This is a genomic window from Kluyvera sp. NPDC087067 (assembly GCF_044745165.1).
Classification (GTDB): Bacteria; Pseudomonadota; Gammaproteobacteria; order Enterobacterales; family Enterobacteriaceae; genus Kluyvera.
On sequence record NZ_JBIUZS010000001.1, the window covers coordinates 793,248 to 808,560 of the forward strand.

General features: G+C 51.5%; 14 protein-coding genes. 9 read left to right on the plus strand and 5 right to left on the minus strand.

Annotated elements, in window-relative coordinates:
• The first annotated feature begins 229 nt into the window (after positions 1 to 229).
• The 5 genes from rspA to ACIPDS_RS03860 all read left to right on the plus strand — a co-directional run bounded on the left by rspA (position 230) and on the right by ACIPDS_RS03860 (position 6,745).
• Positions 230 to 1,444, plus strand: a complete 1,215-nt coding sequence (rspA, locus tag ACIPDS_RS03840) for a starvation-sensing protein RspA (protein WP_166513886.1) — start codon at positions 230 to 232, stop codon at positions 1,442 to 1,444.
• A gap of 47 nt (positions 1,445 to 1,491) precedes the next feature.
• Positions 1,492 to 2,898 (plus strand): glucuronate isomerase, encoded by a 1,407-nt coding sequence (gene uxaC, locus ACIPDS_RS03845; RefSeq protein ID WP_400732752.1) that lies wholly within the window; start codon positions 1,492 to 1,494, stop codon positions 2,896 to 2,898.
• A gap of 26 nt (positions 2,899 to 2,924) precedes the next feature.
• On the plus strand, positions 2,925 to 4,466 hold the full coding sequence (locus ACIPDS_RS03850) for an MFS transporter (RefSeq protein WP_400732754.1): 1,542 nt from the start codon (positions 2,925 to 2,927) through the stop codon (positions 4,464 to 4,466).
• Positions 4,467 to 4,625: 159 nt separating this feature from the next.
• A complete protein-coding gene (locus tag ACIPDS_RS03855; RefSeq protein ID WP_400732756.1) occupies positions 4,626 to 6,086 on the plus strand; it encodes a mannitol dehydrogenase family protein in 1,461 nt (486 codons plus the stop codon).
• A gap of 230 nt (positions 6,087 to 6,316) precedes the next feature.
• On the plus strand, positions 6,317 to 6,745 hold the full coding sequence (locus ACIPDS_RS03860) for a universal stress protein (protein WP_400732758.1): 429 nt from the start codon (positions 6,317 to 6,319) through the stop codon (positions 6,743 to 6,745).
• Between the two features lie 150 nt (positions 6,746 to 6,895).
• Here ACIPDS_RS03860 and ACIPDS_RS03865 read toward each other — a convergent pair whose 3' ends face one another.
• Positions 6,896 to 7,582 (minus strand): GntR family transcriptional regulator, encoded by a 687-nt coding sequence (locus ACIPDS_RS03865; RefSeq protein ID WP_166513881.1) that lies wholly within the window; start codon positions 7,580 to 7,582, stop codon positions 6,896 to 6,898.
• 91 nt (positions 7,583 to 7,673) lie between these two features.
• Complete coding sequence (gene ydfG / locus ACIPDS_RS03870) at positions 7,674 to 8,423, minus strand: bifunctional NADP-dependent 3-hydroxy acid dehydrogenase/3-hydroxypropionate dehydrogenase YdfG (RefSeq protein ID WP_400732761.1); 750 nt, start codon at positions 8,421 to 8,423, stop codon at positions 7,674 to 7,676.
• Positions 8,424 to 8,556: 133 nt separating this feature from the next.
• Between ydfG and dcp the strand changes: the two genes are divergently transcribed.
• Positions 8,557 to 10,602 (plus strand): peptidyl-dipeptidase Dcp, encoded by a 2,046-nt coding sequence (gene dcp / locus ACIPDS_RS03875; protein WP_400732763.1) that lies wholly within the window; start codon positions 8,557 to 8,559, stop codon positions 10,600 to 10,602.
• 200 nt (positions 10,603 to 10,802) lie between these two features.
• Positions 10,803 to 10,973 (plus strand): hypothetical protein, encoded by a 171-nt coding sequence (locus ACIPDS_RS03880; RefSeq protein WP_400732765.1) that lies wholly within the window; start codon positions 10,803 to 10,805, stop codon positions 10,971 to 10,973.
• A 135-nt stretch (positions 10,974 to 11,108) separates the two neighbouring features.
• Here the strand turns inward: ACIPDS_RS03880 and mgtS are convergent, their stop codons facing one another.
• Together mgtS and ftrA are read right to left on the minus strand one after the other, a co-directional pair.
• Positions 11,109 to 11,204, minus strand: coding sequence for a protein MgtS (mgtS, locus tag ACIPDS_RS03885; RefSeq protein WP_156315592.1), 96 nt, complete (start codon positions 11,202 to 11,204; stop codon positions 11,109 to 11,111).
• Between the two features lie 76 nt (positions 11,205 to 11,280).
• Positions 11,281 to 12,270, minus strand: a complete 990-nt coding sequence (ftrA, locus tag ACIPDS_RS03890; RefSeq protein ID WP_400733454.1) for a transcriptional regulator FtrA — start codon at positions 12,268 to 12,270, stop codon at positions 11,281 to 11,283.
• 85 nt (positions 12,271 to 12,355) lie between these two features.
• Here ftrA and ACIPDS_RS03895 point away from each other — a divergent pair, with 85 nt between their 5' ends.
• Both ACIPDS_RS03895 and ACIPDS_RS03900 read left to right on the plus strand, forming a co-directional pair.
• Positions 12,356 to 12,751 carry a rhodanese-like domain-containing protein gene (locus ACIPDS_RS03895; RefSeq protein WP_400732768.1) on the plus strand — a complete coding sequence of 132 codons (396 nt, stop codon included), beginning with the start codon at positions 12,356 to 12,358 and terminating at the stop codon, positions 12,749 to 12,751.
• Between the two features lie 154 nt (positions 12,752 to 12,905).
• Complete coding sequence (locus ACIPDS_RS03900; RefSeq protein WP_400732770.1) at positions 12,906 to 14,009, plus strand: cobalamin-independent methionine synthase II family protein; 1,104 nt, start codon at positions 12,906 to 12,908, stop codon at positions 14,007 to 14,009.
• A gap of 83 nt (positions 14,010 to 14,092) precedes the next feature.
• On the opposite strand, the gene ydeE is transcribed toward ACIPDS_RS03900, so the two are convergent.
• Entirely contained in the window at positions 14,093 to 15,283 is a 1,191-nt protein-coding gene (gene ydeE / locus ACIPDS_RS03905; protein ID WP_400732773.1) for an efflux MFS transporter YdeE, read from the minus strand.
• Between the last annotated feature and the right edge of the window lie 30 nt (positions 15,284 to 15,313).

Here is a 15,313-nt window from a genome sequence, read left to right on the forward strand (position 1 = left end):
ACAGTGTGCTCAAGGCCCATCGTGAAAACGATGGGCCTTTGTTTTATGCGAATGTCTGCACTTACCGCGCTCGCCACGCGCTTATCGCTCAATATTTCCCACCATCGTCAGGCCCTCAATTCCCCTTTTTTTGTGATCCTACTCGGTAAAATTCGATAATTATACTTGTATGGTAGTTGTCTCGGGCGTAAGTTTCGTCCAACTAACCGATGAGATGTAAGGATTAAGAATGAAAATTGTGGGTGCTGAGGTTTTTGTAACCTGTCCTGGCCGTAACTTTGTCACGCTGAAAATTACCACCGACAGTGGATTGGTCGGCTACGGTGACGCTACGTTAAACGGTCGCGAACTTTCTGTTGCCTCCTACCTAAAGGATCACCTGTGCCCGCAGTTGCTGGGACGTGATGCGCATCGTATCGAAGATATCTGGCAGTTCTTTTATAAAGGGGCTTACTGGCGTCGTGGCCCGGTAACCATGTCCGCCATCTCTGCCATCGATATGGCGCTGTGGGATATCAAGGCCAAAGCGGCCAACATGCCGCTGTATCAGCTCTTAGGCGGGGCGTCTCGTGAAGGCGTGATGGTTTACTGCCACACCACCGGGCGCACGATTGATGAAGTGCTGGAAGATTATGCGCGCCATCAGGAAATGGGCTTTAAAGCCATTCGCGTTCAGTGCGGCGTGCCGGGCATGAAAACCACCTACGGCATGTCGAAAGGTAAAGGTCTGGCGTATGAGCCTGCTACCAAAGGGCAGTGGCCAGAAGAACAGCTGTGGTCGACTGAGAAATACCTCGACTTCACGCCGAAACTGTTCGACGCGGTGCGCAACCAGTTCGGCTTCAACGAACATCTGCTGCACGACATGCACCACCGCCTGACGCCAATCGAAGCGGCGCGCTTTGGTAAGAGTATTGAACAATACCGTCTGTTCTGGATGGAAGATCCTACGCCTGCGGAAAACCAGGAGTGCTTCCGTCTGATTCGTCAGCACACCGTGACGCCAATTGCCGTGGGTGAAGTGTTCAACAGCATCTGGGATTGTAAACAGCTGATTGAAGAGCAGTTGATTGATTATATCCGCACTACCATTACCCACGCTGGTGGCATCACCGGAATGCGCCGCATTGCCGATTTTGCCTCGCTTTACCAGGTTCGCACCGGTTCTCACGGCCCGTCGGATCTGTCACCGGTATGCATGGCGGCGGCGCTGCACTTCGACCTGTGGGTGCCGAACTTTGGTGTTCAGGAATATATGGGTTACTCCGAGCAAATGCTGGAAGTGTTCCCACACAACTGGACCTTTGATAACGGCTATATGCACCCAGGCGATAAACCGGGCTTAGGCATCGAGTTTGACGAAAAACTGGCTGCAAAATATCCGTACGATCCGGCATACCTGCCCGTTGCGCGTCTGGAAGACGGCACGCTGTGGAACTGGTAATCCCTTATTTTTATTAAAGCCACCTTTATTACTAAAAGAGAAATAACATGGACTTCATTAACGATCGTTTTATGATCGATAGTGAAGTCGGTGTTCGGTTATATAAAGAAGTTGCAGCCCAATTACCGATCATCGACTATCACTGTCATCTTGACGCCAAAGAAATTTACGAGAATAAACCCATTGAAAATATCACCCAGCTTTGGCTGGCGGGCGATCATTATAAATGGCGGGCGATGCGTGCTAACGGTATTGATGAATATTATATTACCGGTGAAGCCAGCGCGGAAGAAAAATTTAAAGCATGGGCCGAAACGGTAGAGGCGTCATTTGGTAATCCGCTTTATCACTGGACACACCTGGAGCTGAATAAATATTTTTCCTGCAATGAAATGCTCAGTACCGAAAACTGGCAGGAAATTATGCAGTTCTGTAACCAACAAATGGCAGGTGATGATTTTAAACCGCGACGTTTAATTTCGCGTTCAAACGTTGAAGTCATTTGTACTACCGATGCACCGTTGGATTCTCTGGAATACCATCGTTTATTACAACAAGACCCGAGCTTTGAAACCAAAGTATTGCCGACGTTCCGCCCGGACGATATTTTTGCTGAAAGCGCCACCGATTTTGCGAACTTTATTGTCAAGCTCGCACAGTTAACCCATCAGAAAATTGGCTCATTTAGTGAGTTTTCACAAGCGCTGGCCCAGCGTATTGACTGGTTCCATGAAGTGGGATGCCGCATCTCGGATCACGGCCCGGTCAGCATTGAATATCAGGCTGCCTCAGCACAAACCATCAATGCGCTATTCTGCCGTAAAGCAGGTGGTGAAGCACTGACGGCACATGAAACCGCGCAGCTGCATAGCGCGATGTTTGTGATGCTGGCAAAAGAGTACAAGGCGCGCGGCTGGGCGATGCAAATACACTTTGGTGCTATTCGCAGTAATAATAGCAAAATGCTGCATAAGCTCGGCATTAATACCGGTTTTGACTCAATTGCCGATCAAAGCAATCTCGCCGCGGGCTTGAATCAGTTGCTCGATGCCATGGCGCAGGTCGACGGTTTACCGAAGACGATTCTTTATAACCTCAACGGTAGCTATAACGATATTGTCGCCACCACGATTGCCAATTTCCAATCGGCAAATGATGGCGTGAAATCGCCAATGCAGTTTGGCTCTGGCTGGTGGTTTAACGACACTCGTCGCGGCATGGAAAATCAATTGAACAGTCTGGCGGACCAGGGATTATTAATGCATTTCGTTGGCATGCTGACGGATTCACGCAGCCTGGTGTCCTATACCCGCCATGATTATTTCCGCCGGATCCTTTGTAATTTAATTGGCGGTTGGGTCGACCGTGGTGAACTTCCTGATAACAACAGGATTTTAACGCGGATGGTTAGAAACATTTGTCACGATAATGCGGTTAATTATTTTAGATTCTAACGTCCTTCCTTAAATGAGGGTAGAACATGTCTCGTACTAATAGAAAAATAACAATTCCCGTCAGTATTGGCTATGGCTTAACGGATATTATGGGTGGCGGTGCTTTTACCGTTATCGGAGCCTGGCTATTATTCTTTTACACAACCTTTGTCGGTTTATCCCCGGTAGAAGCGGCCTCTATTGTGGCGATTGCCCGTATTGTTGATGCTATTGTCAGCTTATTTATGGGCAGTTTCACCGACCACTTCTATAAAAATGCGCTCGGTAAGCGCTTTGGCCGTCGTCGCTTCTTCTTATTGATTGGCGCGCCATTAATGCTGGTGTACACCCTGTTGTGGATAACCGGCATGAGTTTCTGGTTCTATCTGGCGGTATATCTGGCCTTTGAAATCATTGCCGCCATGGTGTTGATCCCATGGGAAACGCTGCCATCTGAGATGACCAAAGACTTTAACTCACGTACCAAACTGTCTACCTGTCGCATGTTCCTGTCCGCATCCGGCACGTTCCTGGCGACCTTTATTCCTGGGCTTTTAATCAGCCACTTCGGTGAGCATGATCCGCACGCCTACTTTATTAATGGCGTCGTCTTCTCAGTTATCTTTATGCTGTGCGTCTTCATTTCCTGGAAAGTGACCTGGGAGCGCGAATTGACGCCAGAAATGCAGGCTGAGCTTGAGCGCGATCGTAAGCCGACCTCATTGCTGGAGAAGGTGGCGATGGTCGGTAAATTGTTCAAGGAGTATTACTCTACGCTGAAAGTCCGTGCGTTCAGAAAACACCTGGCGATTTATCTGTTCTCCTTTACGGCGAAAGACGTCTACAACACGGTATTTGTTTTCTTCTGCGTGTACTGCCTCAACGTTTCTTCGTCGCTGTCCGGCACCTTGTTGTCAATGAGTATTGTCGGTCTGCCGGTGACGCTGTTGGCCGGGGTGGCGATTATTAAATACGGCCCATCTCGTCTGTATGTCTTTGCTTATACCTTGATGTTGCTGTGTCTGGCGGGTCTATTCATGGTTTATCAGTTCCCGACGGATAATAAAGTGACTATCCTGGTAGTGCTGGCAGCGGTGTATCAGGTAGGGCGCTGTGTGCTGGAGTTTACCCCTTGGAACGTTTTCCCATTCATTCCAGATATTGATGAGATGATCACGCGTCAGCGTCGTGAAGGGCTGTTTGCGGCAGTGATGACGTTCTCCCGTAAAACCACCGTGGCCATTGCGACTTTTGCAGTCGGCGTCATGCTACAGGAAGGCGGGTTCGTTAAAGGCAGCCTGGTGCAGCCGGAAAGCGCAGTAAACACCATTGCCATGATGCTGTTTATCGGGACATCCGCTCTGCTGTTGATTGCACTTTGGCAAGCGGTGACGTTCCACCTGAACAAGCAAACGCACAGAATTTTTGTTGATGAAGTCGAGCGTTTGAAAGCGCATGGGTCAAAGCTGGATGTGACGCCGCAAGCGCGCCATATTGTTGAAGACCTGACCGGCTATTCCTACGACGATCTGTGGAATGAACCCCAGACTGAAAATGCCAAATTGACTCGCCCAGCGCGGGTGCACTAAGCCAGATGGTGACAACATAGCGCATTTATGTCTATGTTGTCACACAACTCAAAAATCATGTCATACCAATTGCGTATAAATTAATGCAAATCAAAATCTCTCTTGATGAACTCGTTAATCTAGTATGGCAATCAACGTTCTCTACAGTGAGTCAAAAAGATGCAGAATAAGCTATTAACCGCGAAGGCAACTCTCCCAACCTACGATCGCAGCAAGCTGGTGTCACGCATTGTGCACCTGGGCTTTGGTGCGTTCCACCGCGCCCACCAGGCAGTGTATGCCGATATTCTCGCCGCAGAACATGGCAGCGATTGGGGTTATACCGAAGTTAACCTGATCGGCGGTGAGCAGCAGATTGCCGACCTGAATCATCAGGACAATTTATACACCGTAGCCGAAATGTCGGCCGATGCCTGGACTGCTCGCGTGGTCGGCGTGGTCAACGAAGCGCTGCACGCTCAGGTCGATGGCCTGGAAACCGTACTGGCCAAAATGTGCGAACCGCAGGTGGCGATCGTTTCGCTGACCATTACCGAAAAAGGTTATTGCCACTCTCCGGCAAGCGGCCAGCTGATGCTCGATCATCCATTAATTGCCGCAGATATTCAGAATCCACACCAGCCAAAATCTGCGCCGGGCGTTGTTGTCGAAGCGCTGGCGCGTCGTAAAGCTGCCGGTCTGCCGGCGTTTAGCGTGATGTCCTGCGACAATATGCCGGAAAACGGTCACGTCATGCGCAACGTTGTCTGCGCCTATGCGCGTGCGGTTGACGCGGGTCTGGCGGACTGGATTGAATCTCATGTGACGTTCCCGTCAACCATGGTCGACCGTATTGTACCGGCCGTGACGCCTGAAACGCTGGATAAAATTGAACAGCTAACCGGCGTTCGCGACCCGGCTGGCGTGGCCTGCGAACCGTTCCGTCAGTGGGTCATCGAAGATAACTTTGTCGCTGGCCGTCCTGAGTGGGAAAAAGCGGGTGCAGAGCTTGTCAGTGACGTGATTCCATTTGAGGAAATGAAGCTGCGTATGCTAAACGGCAGCCACTCTTTCCTGGCTTATCTGGGCTATCTGGCGGGCTATGAGCACATCAACGACTGCATGGGTGACGAAAACTATCGCCGCGCTGCGCATGACCTGATGCTCAAAGAGCAGGCGCCGACCCTGAAAGTGCAAAATGTTGACCTGGCGCGCTATGCCGATCTGTTAATCGCGCGTTATACCAACCCGGCGCTGCGTCACCGTACCTGGCAGATCGCGATGGACGGTAGCCAGAAATTACCTCAGCGTATGCTGGATTCTGTTCGCTGGCACCTGGCTGATAACAGCAGTTTCAAACTGCTGACGCTGGGCGTGGCTGGCTGGATGCGTTACGTGGGTGGCGTAGACGAGCAGGGCAATAAGATTGAAGTAAGCGATCCGCTGCTGCCGGTGATTCAGGCGGCGGTACAGGGCAGCGAAGAGGGCGAGTCTCGCGTGAAAGCGCTGCTGGCCATCGACGCAATCTTTGGTCAGGATCTGCCGCAAAATGCTCAGTTTGTTGAGCAGGTGACAAATGCTTATCTGTCTTTATTGAGCAAAGGCGCGAAGGCGACCGTGGCGCAATATAGCGCATCGTAATCAAATAACGACAATAGTTATTCTAAATGCCGCCTTAACAGGCGGCATTTTTTTTGCGTGACTCTCCATCTATTACACTTCTTTTAACTAACTCAAATAGCTTGAAATAATGGACGAATATTTTCAACCTCGATGTAGCATTATGATGAATGAATGCTATGACCGCTGGATTAAATATGGCATGGTTATTCCCAGAAGATAATGGAATCTCTTAATAAGGAATCTGGACTATGTATAAAAAAATCCTCATGCCTGTTGATGTATTCGAAATGGATTTAAGTGATAAAGCGATTCGCCATGCGGTTTATCTGGCGGGTAGCGAAGGTGAGATTACGCTTTTAAACGTGTTACCTAACAGCAACCGTTCTATTTTACGCGGATTCGCCTCCGACATTAAGAAATTTGAGGATTACATGCTCCGGGAATCCTCAAAGAAAATGGATGAACTCCAGCGTTTATTCGATCTTCCACGCAAGCGTATGCGTAATGAAGTGCGCTTTGGCAATATCCGTGATGAGATTTTAGCCATGAGCAAAAGCGGTGACTATGATGTTATCGTGATTGGCTCTCGTCAGCGAGGAATGAGCACCCACCTGCTGGGCTCGAACGCCGAATCTATTCTGCGTTACGCGAATATTCCTACGATGGTTGTTCGCTAATTGCTATACCCTGTATGCCGGATGGCAGCTGCGCCTTATCCGGCCTACACCAACGGTAGCCCGGTCGAACGAAGTGACACCGGGGTAGAGCACATTATTTGAGTACGTATTAATTTGAAAATGTCGCCTTAACGGGCGACATTTTTTTGATTACTCTTCGCTGAACCAGTCGCGATTTTCCTGACGAATCAACAATACCGACTCGCTAATTTCCTGGAGGTGTAACGTCATGGCTTTATCGACCGCATCACCATCTCGTTTTTGTAGCGCATCGAAAATCTCATAGTGCTGGCTTATCAACATTTCCGGTGATGAAACATGATCCAGACTCATATAACGTACGCGGTCAATGGCGGCTTTAATATTCTCGATGGTGTCCCAGGCTAACTGGCAATCGGCAATATTCGACAGCAACTGGTGGAATTCATCATCCAGCTGGAAGAAATCATTTAATTGCTGGCGGTCGATCGCGGTTCGTTGCTGATTCAGATTTTGTTCTAACTGATAGCTTTGGGCATCGGTAATCAGCATAGCTGCTCGCCGTGCAACGGCGCATTCAATGGCCTGACGCACAAAACAGCCGTTACGCACTTGCGAAAGCGATATTTTATTCACATAACTGCCGCGCTGCGGACGGATTTGAATCAGCCCGTTTTCGGCGAGTTTGATAAAAGCTTCACGCACCGGCTGTCGGGAAACGTCAAAACGCAAAGAGACCTCTTTTTCTGACAGCGGCGTGCCTGGCGGAATGAGGCAATGAACAATATCGCGGCGGAGAATACGATAAATCTGTTGGTTAACGGGCTGTGTTGGGTTCAGTTGGGTTTCGGCGGCCATTGAGTCGTTCTTATCAGCTGATTAAGCTACTATTTTACGCTTTTTTTGGCTGGTATCCCAGCCCGACCGGTGGTCAGGCTGGGATTAAATGCTAACTTTTACGATGAACGCTAAGTCCCGCAAATGTCTGGCTGACCGGCATCATTTCGACGGTATTGATATTAACGTGTTTTGGTAAGGTTGAAACCCACCACACGGCTTCAGTCACATCTTCCGGGGTGAGCGCGTCGGTATTCTCGTAAGTTTTACCGGCTTTGGCATCATCACCTTTAAAACGCACGTTCGAGAATTCTGTGCCGCCCACAAGGCCTGGTTCAATATCGGTGACACGCACGGCGGTGCCGTGGAGATCGGTACGCAGGTTGAGGCTGAATTGACGCACGAAGGCTTTCGTTGCGCCATAGACGTTACCGCCCGCGTAAGGCCAGCTACCGGCAGTGGAACCGAGATTAATGATATGACCGCGGTTACGTTCGACCATGCCCGGCAACACGGCACGCGTCATGTACACCAGACCTTTATTGTTGGTGTCGATCATATCTTCCCAATCCTCGACGCTGGCCTTATGTGCGGGTTCAAGACCCAGCGCCAGACCGGCGTTGTTAACCAGAATATCAATGTCACGCCATTCGGCAGGCAGATTGGCAATGGTTTCTTCAATGGCTGCGCGGTTACGCACATCCAGCTGCACGGTCAGCACGCTGTCGCCCAGCTCATCTTTGAGTGATTTCAAACGTTCGTAGCGACGGCCTGTGGCAATCACTTTATGCCCGTTGGCAATAAAACGACGGGTAATGCTTTCGCCAAAACCTGCCGTTGCTCCGGTAACTAGTACGATCATCTGTTAGTTCCTTCAAGGCGTTAATGTCTCAACACGATAGCACGCTATCTTTATCAGGGGGAAGATAGCGAAACCATTGCGGTCTTAAAACGACTTGCTACTCTAGGGGGATGTTTTTTATCAGGAGCACACCATGACGGCCACAAATCCCTTTTTTGCGAGTAGCACATTACCTTACCAGGCACCGCCGTTTGATCTGATAAAGGACGCTCACTATCGTCCCGCATTTGATGCCGCGCTTGCGCGTAAACGTCAGGAAATTGCCGATATCGCCGACAACCCGCAACCTGCGACCTTTGACAATACAATGGTGGCGCTGGAAAAAAGCGGTGAGATGCTCTCCCGCGTGACGTCGGTATTTTTTGCGATGGCGGCCTCGCACAGCAATGCTGAAATTCAGCAACTCGACGAGCAATTTTCCGCAGAGCTGGCGGGGCTGGCTAATGATATTTACCTGAATAGCGCGCTTTTCCAGCGCATTGAGAGCCTCTGGCAGCAGCGGGATTCGCTTGGCCTTGATGCGGAATCTTTGCGTCTGCTTGAGGTGACCTATCAACGTTTTCTGCTGGCCGGCGCGACGCTTGGCGATGCGCAAAAAAGCGAGCTGAAAGCGCTAAATACTGAAGCCGCGACGCTTAGCAGCCAGTTCCACCAGTGTTTGCTCGGTGCCGCAAAAGCGGGTGGACTCCTGCTGGAGAATGAAGAACAGCTGGCGGGGTTGAGCGCTGATGAAATCGCTAACGCCGCGGCCGCGGCGAGCGAACGCGGGCTTTCCGGTCGCTGGTTAATCCCGCTGGTGAATACCACGCAACAGCCTGCGCTGGCGTCACTTTATCATCGTGATACCCGCGAAAAACTGTTTAACGTGGGCTGGCTTCGAAATCAGCAAGGCGATGCTAATGACACTCGTGAACGCCTGCTCAGGCTGGTGGCGATCCGTGCCAGACAGGCTGAGCTGTTAGGTTTTGATGATTACGCGAGCTGGAGCATGGCTGACCAGATGGCGAAAAAACCGCAGGCGGCGCTCGAGTTTATGCGCGAAATCACCCCAGCGGCGCGTGCTCGCGCGCAAAGCGAGCTGGCTGATATTCAGAAGATGATTGATAACGGTAACGAAACGTTCACCGCCAAAGCCTGGGACTGGCTCTATTACGCCGAGCAGGTACGCCGCGAAAAATACGCCATCGATGAAGCGCAAATTAAACCGTGGTTCGCATTAGACAATGTTTTACAAGACGGTGTCTTTTGGTCTGCCAGCCAGCTGTTCGGCCTGCGGTTTGTGGAGCGTTTTGATCTGCCGGTCTATCACCCGGATGTCCGTGTCTGGGAAATTTTTGACGCGGATGGGGAAGGGATGGCGCTGTTTTATGGTGATTTCTTCGCTCGCGACAGCAAGAGCGGCGGGGCCTGGATGGATAATTTTGTGCCGCAGTCGACGCTCTTGGGTACGCGTCCCGTTATCTATAACGTCTGCAATTATGCCAAACCCGCTGATGGGAAACCTGCGCTAATTTCCTGGGATGATGTGATCACGCTATTCCATGAGTTTGGTCATGCGTTACACGGGTTATTTGCCACACAGCGCTATGCGTCGTTGTCGGGCACCAATACGCCACGTGACTTTGTTGAATTCCCATCACAAATTAATGAGCATTGGGCCAGCCATCCTGTAGTGTTTGAGCATTATGCGCGTCACTACGAGAGCGGTGAGCCGATGCCCGCAGCGCTACGCGAAAGCCTGTTCCGCGCGGCGAATTTCAACAAAGGCTACGACATGACCGAACTCCTTAGCGCAGCCTTGCTGGACATGAACTGGCACCGTGTAACCACCGCGGCATTACCGCAAAACGTAGACGCGTTTGAGGCGCAGACTTTAGAACAGGAAAATCTCCATCTGGATGCTGTACCACCGCGCTATCGCAGCAGCTATTTCTCGCATATTTTCGGCGGCGGCTATGCGGCGGGCTATTATGCCTACCTGTGGACGCAAATGCTGGCGGATGATGGTTATCAGTGGTTCGTTGAACATGGCGGATTAAATCGTGAGAACGGCCAACGTTTCCGCGAAGCGATATTGTCGCGTGGCAACAGTAGTGATTTAGAAAAATTGTATCGTGATTGGCGCGGCCACGATCCGTTAATTGCCCCAATGCTGAAAAATCGGGGATTATTCGTGTAACCGCTGCTTTTATATTCTCCCGGAAAAATGATGCCGGGAGAATATAAAAAACACACACCGGGCTGGCGAATTCGCATTGAGTGATTCCGTCTTTACAAATGCGTTCAGTTGTTGAAGAAACTCGTCATTCGCTTTGCTACGATAGACCGGTAACTTGTTGAGTTAATGGATTTAATATCAGCACTCTACCGGAGGTAATTATGAATAAGTTTCAGCGTAAATCACGTCGTCAGTCCGCCTGGTCCACCCGCCCTGAACGTCAGGATTTACAGGCGTCGCGCACCGGTAGCGTGTGGGCTTTACGCCAGGCCAACTGCTTGAGTAAAAAAGCATGGAAAGATTTAGCACTGAATAATCCCCTGGCCGTTTAGTATTAGTTGAATATTGCGGTGTTAGGGTAATGGAAAGGACAGTGGCCCAATCAAGGAGAGAGGGTTACCGTAGAAAGAAAATCTATCCATGCAAGCATTTATACCGCCAGTTTCCTGGCGGTTTTTTTTTTGCCGTTAATCATTCCACTTTCCACTCAGATAGGCCGTCAGAAAACCGGAAAAAAGAATGAGCCCCATCGCAATCACAAATACCTGCATATTATCCGGCATGATGACCTCCACGTTGATGCTAAAGACATTCTCCAGACTACTGATTTAAACGTAGACTAACGGCATGCGTGGTTAATTAATTATTTATTGCAGTAAACTTTTTTCTGTAGGCCAGCGGACTGATTGCCAGATGTTGCTGAAAACGCAGGCGCAGATTTTTGGCTTGGCCAAAGCCTGCGAGTTCCGCCACTTTTTCTATACTCTCGCGGCCGGTTGTCAGATGGTGCTGCGCAAGCCGCAAGCGCTCGTCCAGCAGCCAGCGGGCAGGGGTTTTACCGGTTGCCGCGTGAAAGCGGCGCAAAAAAGTACGTTCACTCATCCCGGCCCGTTCAGCGAGCGAACGTACGCTGTGGGCCTGCGCTAAATTCTGATACAGATAATCGAACAAGGTACCTAGTCGCTGACTTTCCCGGGCACGAGCCACAGGTTGAGCCACCCTTTGTTTCTGCGTGCCGTCGCGATGGGGTTGAATGACAAGACGGCGGGCGACCTGGTTTGCGGCGTCGAGGCCGTAATCTTCGCGCACCACATGCAGACATAAATCAATGCCTGCCGCGCTGCCCGCAGAGGTGAGCACCTTGTCATTGGCAATATACAGGACATCCTCAACAACGTTTACGGCCGGATAGCGTTGTTGAAGCGCGTCTGTATAGCGCCAGTGAGTGGTGGCCCGTTTGCCATTGAGCAATCCCGCCGCAGCCAGCACAAAGACCCCGGAACAGATAGATAACACTCGGCAACCCCGCTGGTTTGCTTGTCGTAACGCCTCACACAGTTCTTCTGGCACCGCGTTGTCAATGCCACGCCAGCCGGGCACGATGATGGTATCGGCGCCTGTCAGCAGACTCAGATCGCCGTCCGCCACAACCCGCACGCCGCCGGTGGCCCGAAGCTCGCCCTTATCGACGGCGGCGACCGCAAATTGGTACCAGTCATCGCCCATTTCGGGTCGTGGCAAACCAAAGACCTCCACCGCAACCCCGAATTCAAAAGTACATAAGCCGTCATAGGCTAAAACCACGACGCGTTGGGCGCACTTTGTCATCTTTGGGTCGTTTTCTGTCATCACTGCGGGCAGTCCTCACCAGGGGCATCTGTTTATACTCATGCGGTCGTTGCCATAGAGGTAACATATAACGGGAGAATTAACGATGAGTTACGTAACTGAATTTCCTGCCGCCAGTCCAGCGATAGCGGCCGCGCATTTTCATCAGCGCCTGGCGTGTGAAACAGACTGCGCCGACGTTCATGCCTCGCTGCAGCTACCCGCCCCGGATTTTGTATTGCTGCATGTAGTGGGGAGCCCGGAGATGTTTTTGCGCCGTCATATTCCCGGCGCTATACACCTGCGACATCGCGATATTAACGCCGAGCGGATGCAGCAATGGCCGGAAGACACGCTATTTGTGGTCTATTGTGCCGGGCCGCACTGTAACGGAGCCGATCGCGCAGCGCTGAAGTTGGCCATGCTGGGGCGTCCGGTAAAGGTGATGATTGGCGGGATCACCGGCTGGCAAGATGAAGGGTTTGCATTTTCCACACCATGATGAATTTTCTTCATGTGTGATGAATTTTTCTCGTTTGCCTGACAATGTCACGGATGACACTATTCAGACATGCAGCCGTCCAGACGGCTAAATGATTCAAATAATAAATTATCACTCAAGGCAATTAGTCTGTCTGAGTGACTAAGGAGAATGCATGTCACATCAACACGCCCCGTACCGCGCCGATATCGTTGGCAGTTTCTTACGCCCGCAGGCGATTAAACAGGCCCGTTTACAGTTTGCCGACGGTGAAATCAACGCGCAGCAGCTGCGTGCCGTAGAGGATGCTGAAATACGCCGCGTCGTACAGCACCAGTGTGATTGTGGTCTGCATGTGGTGACCGACGGCGAATTCCGCCGCGCCTGGTGGCATTTTGATTTCTTCGATGGTTTGCAGGGCGTAGAACGTTACGACGCCGATAGCGGGATCCAGTTCAACGGCGTGCAAACGCGCGCTCATGGTATTCGTGTGACCGGTAAACTGGGCTTTGGCGACCATCCAATGCTGGAAGATTTTCGCTTTCTGAAAAGCATCAGCGGCGATGCCACGCCAAAGATGACTATCCCAAGCCCGAGCGTGCTGCATTTTCGCGGTGGTCGTAAAGATATTGATGCCACGGTGTACCCGGATCTGAAGGACTATTTCAACGATCTGGCTGATACCTGGCGTGACGCGATCCGCGCTTTTTACGATGCGGGTTGCCGTTATCTGCAACTGGATGACACCGTCTGGGCCTATCTGTGCTCTGATGAACAGCGCCGTCAGGTACGTGAGCGGGGGGAATGCCCGGATGAACTCGCCGCCATCTACGCCGACGTGCTCAACCGTGCGCTGGAAGGCAAGCCGGATGATTTGATTATTGGTCTGCACGTTTGTCGCGGTAACTTCCGCTCAACGTGGATCTCGGAAGGCGGCTATGAACCGGTGGCGGAGATCCTGTTTGGGCGCGTGAAGGTCGATGCCTTCTTCCTCGAATATGATAACGACCGCTCCGGCGACTTCGCACCGCTGCGCTTTGTACCGAAAGGCGAGCAGAAAGTGGTGCTGGGGTTGATTACCACCAAAAATGGCGAGCTGGAGAACCCGGAAGGAGTGAAAGCGCGCGTGGCGGAAGCGGCCAACTTTGTCCCGTTAGATCAGATTTGCTTAAGCCCGCAGTGCGGCTTCGCCTCAACGGAGGAAGGTAACAGCCTCAGCGAACAGCAGCAGTGGGATAAGGTGCGTCTGGTGACGGGGATTGCCGCACAGGTCTGGTAACCGTAGATTGTCGGATGGCGGCTTCGCCTTATCCGACCTACTCCTGTGGTAGCCCGGCCAAGCGTAGCGCCGCCGGGAACTCTTCACACCACGTTCAAGGCTGGACTCCAGCGACTCGCTTTGATCCCTTTGAAGATAAGCACCCATGCCAGCACGATAACCACCATCATTATCGGAAACAGCGTCATCGGCGGGAAATGGGTCAAAATTTGTCCGGTCAGCAGGGGGTTGAGCGCTGCACCCAGCCACCCCAGCGCTTGCGCAGAAAAATAGCTGGCCTTCATACCCGGCGGCGCAATGTTGTCGATAAGCATATATTCGCCTGGCGCATAAATGATTTCGCCGAGCGTAAACACCGCTGCCGCCAGCCCCCAGAAGATAAGATTGTTGCCTGACACCATAAATCCCGCGAGACCAATAACATAGCAAACGGTGCCAAAGGTCATAAGCGGACGCAGATTATTCGCCGTCAGTTTGCGGCCAATCGCGTATTGTAATGTCACCACCACGGCGGCATTCACCGGCAATATCACGGCCACCACTTTCTCAGCGAAGGTACTGTCGCCGATGGTCAATACGTACTGTGACATACAGGAAGCGAATGAACCGCCCACGAATGAGGCCAGCAGACCGGAAAGGGTAAACCAGAGCAATGCCCGGTCGTGGAGCAGCACCGAGGGCGACCATACGACCGCGGTTTCCCCCCCTTCACCGGGCGTGACTCGTTCGACATAACGCTGAATAAACCACAGCGGGAACGCCGCACATAGCGCGGCAAGCCAGAAGGGCAAGTTGATGCTCTGCATCACCAGCAGCGTGCCGATAGGCGGCCCAATCGTCCAGCCGATATTTAAGAAAGAATAGTTCAGTGAGAAAACCCGGGCTTTCGTGCTGGCTGCCAGGGTATCGGAGAAATAGGCCTTGAGGACGGTCGAAAAAACTGAATATGAGCAGTTTATCAGTGAGAAAAAGAACACGACCAGCGTGACGTTATTGACCAGCGGAATAGCCACAAAGCCGCAAATAAAGAAGGCGATGGCGATCAGCATATAGCGCTTTTTGTCGAACTTGTCCGCCAGAATACCAAAGCCGAGGCTAAAGACGACGCCAATAACCAGAGCAATAGACATCGCGTAGCCAATAGTGTCTACCTTCATGCCATATTGACGCGTCAGGTAGATGGTCATGAAAGGCAGCGTGGCGCCGCGCCCGATAGTTAACAGTAAAGACGATACCAGCAGCGCAATCGTGGATCGTCTGGTCGTAGGTTTCATTTTCCTGCCCAAATTATGTCGTGGTGTTGG

Coding starts and splice junctions, on each gene's coding strand:
- ACIPDS_RS03865 (WP_166513881.1), bottom strand. CDS start 7,582: ATGGCCGCCGAAACCCAACTGAACCCAACACAGCCCGTTAACCAACAG.
- ydfG (WP_400732761.1), bottom strand. CDS start 8,423: ATGATCGTACTAGTTACCGGAGCAACGGCAGGTTTTGGCGAAAGCATT.
- ftrA (WP_400733454.1), bottom strand. CDS start 12,270: ATGACAGAAAACGACCCAAAGATGACAAAGTGCGCCCAACGCGTCGTG.
- ACIPDS_RS03860 (WP_400732758.1), top strand. CDS start 6,317: ATGTATAAAAAAATCCTCATGCCTGTTGATGTATTCGAAATGGATTTA.
- ACIPDS_RS03900 (WP_400732770.1), top strand. CDS start 12,906: ATGTCACATCAACACGCCCCGTACCGCGCCGATATCGTTGGCAGTTTC.
- ydeE (WP_400732773.1), bottom strand. CDS start 15,283: ATGAAACCTACGACCAGACGATCCACGATTGCGCTGCTGGTATCGTCT.
- ACIPDS_RS03880 (WP_400732765.1), top strand. CDS start 10,803: ATGAATAAGTTTCAGCGTAAATCACGTCGTCAGTCCGCCTGGTCCACC.
- mgtS (WP_156315592.1), bottom strand. CDS start 11,204: ATGCCGGATAATATGCAGGTATTTGTGATTGCGATGGGGCTCATTCTT.
- ACIPDS_RS03895 (WP_400732768.1), top strand. CDS start 12,356: ATGAGTTACGTAACTGAATTTCCTGCCGCCAGTCCAGCGATAGCGGCC.
- ACIPDS_RS03850 (WP_400732754.1), top strand. CDS start 2,925: ATGTCTCGTACTAATAGAAAAATAACAATTCCCGTCAGTATTGGCTAT.
- uxaC (WP_400732752.1), top strand. CDS start 1,492: ATGGACTTCATTAACGATCGTTTTATGATCGATAGTGAAGTCGGTGTT.
- dcp (WP_400732763.1), top strand. CDS start 8,557: ATGACGGCCACAAATCCCTTTTTTGCGAGTAGCACATTACCTTACCAG.
- rspA (WP_166513886.1), top strand. CDS start 230: ATGAAAATTGTGGGTGCTGAGGTTTTTGTAACCTGTCCTGGCCGTAAC.
- ACIPDS_RS03855 (WP_400732756.1), top strand. CDS start 4,626: ATGCAGAATAAGCTATTAACCGCGAAGGCAACTCTCCCAACCTACGAT.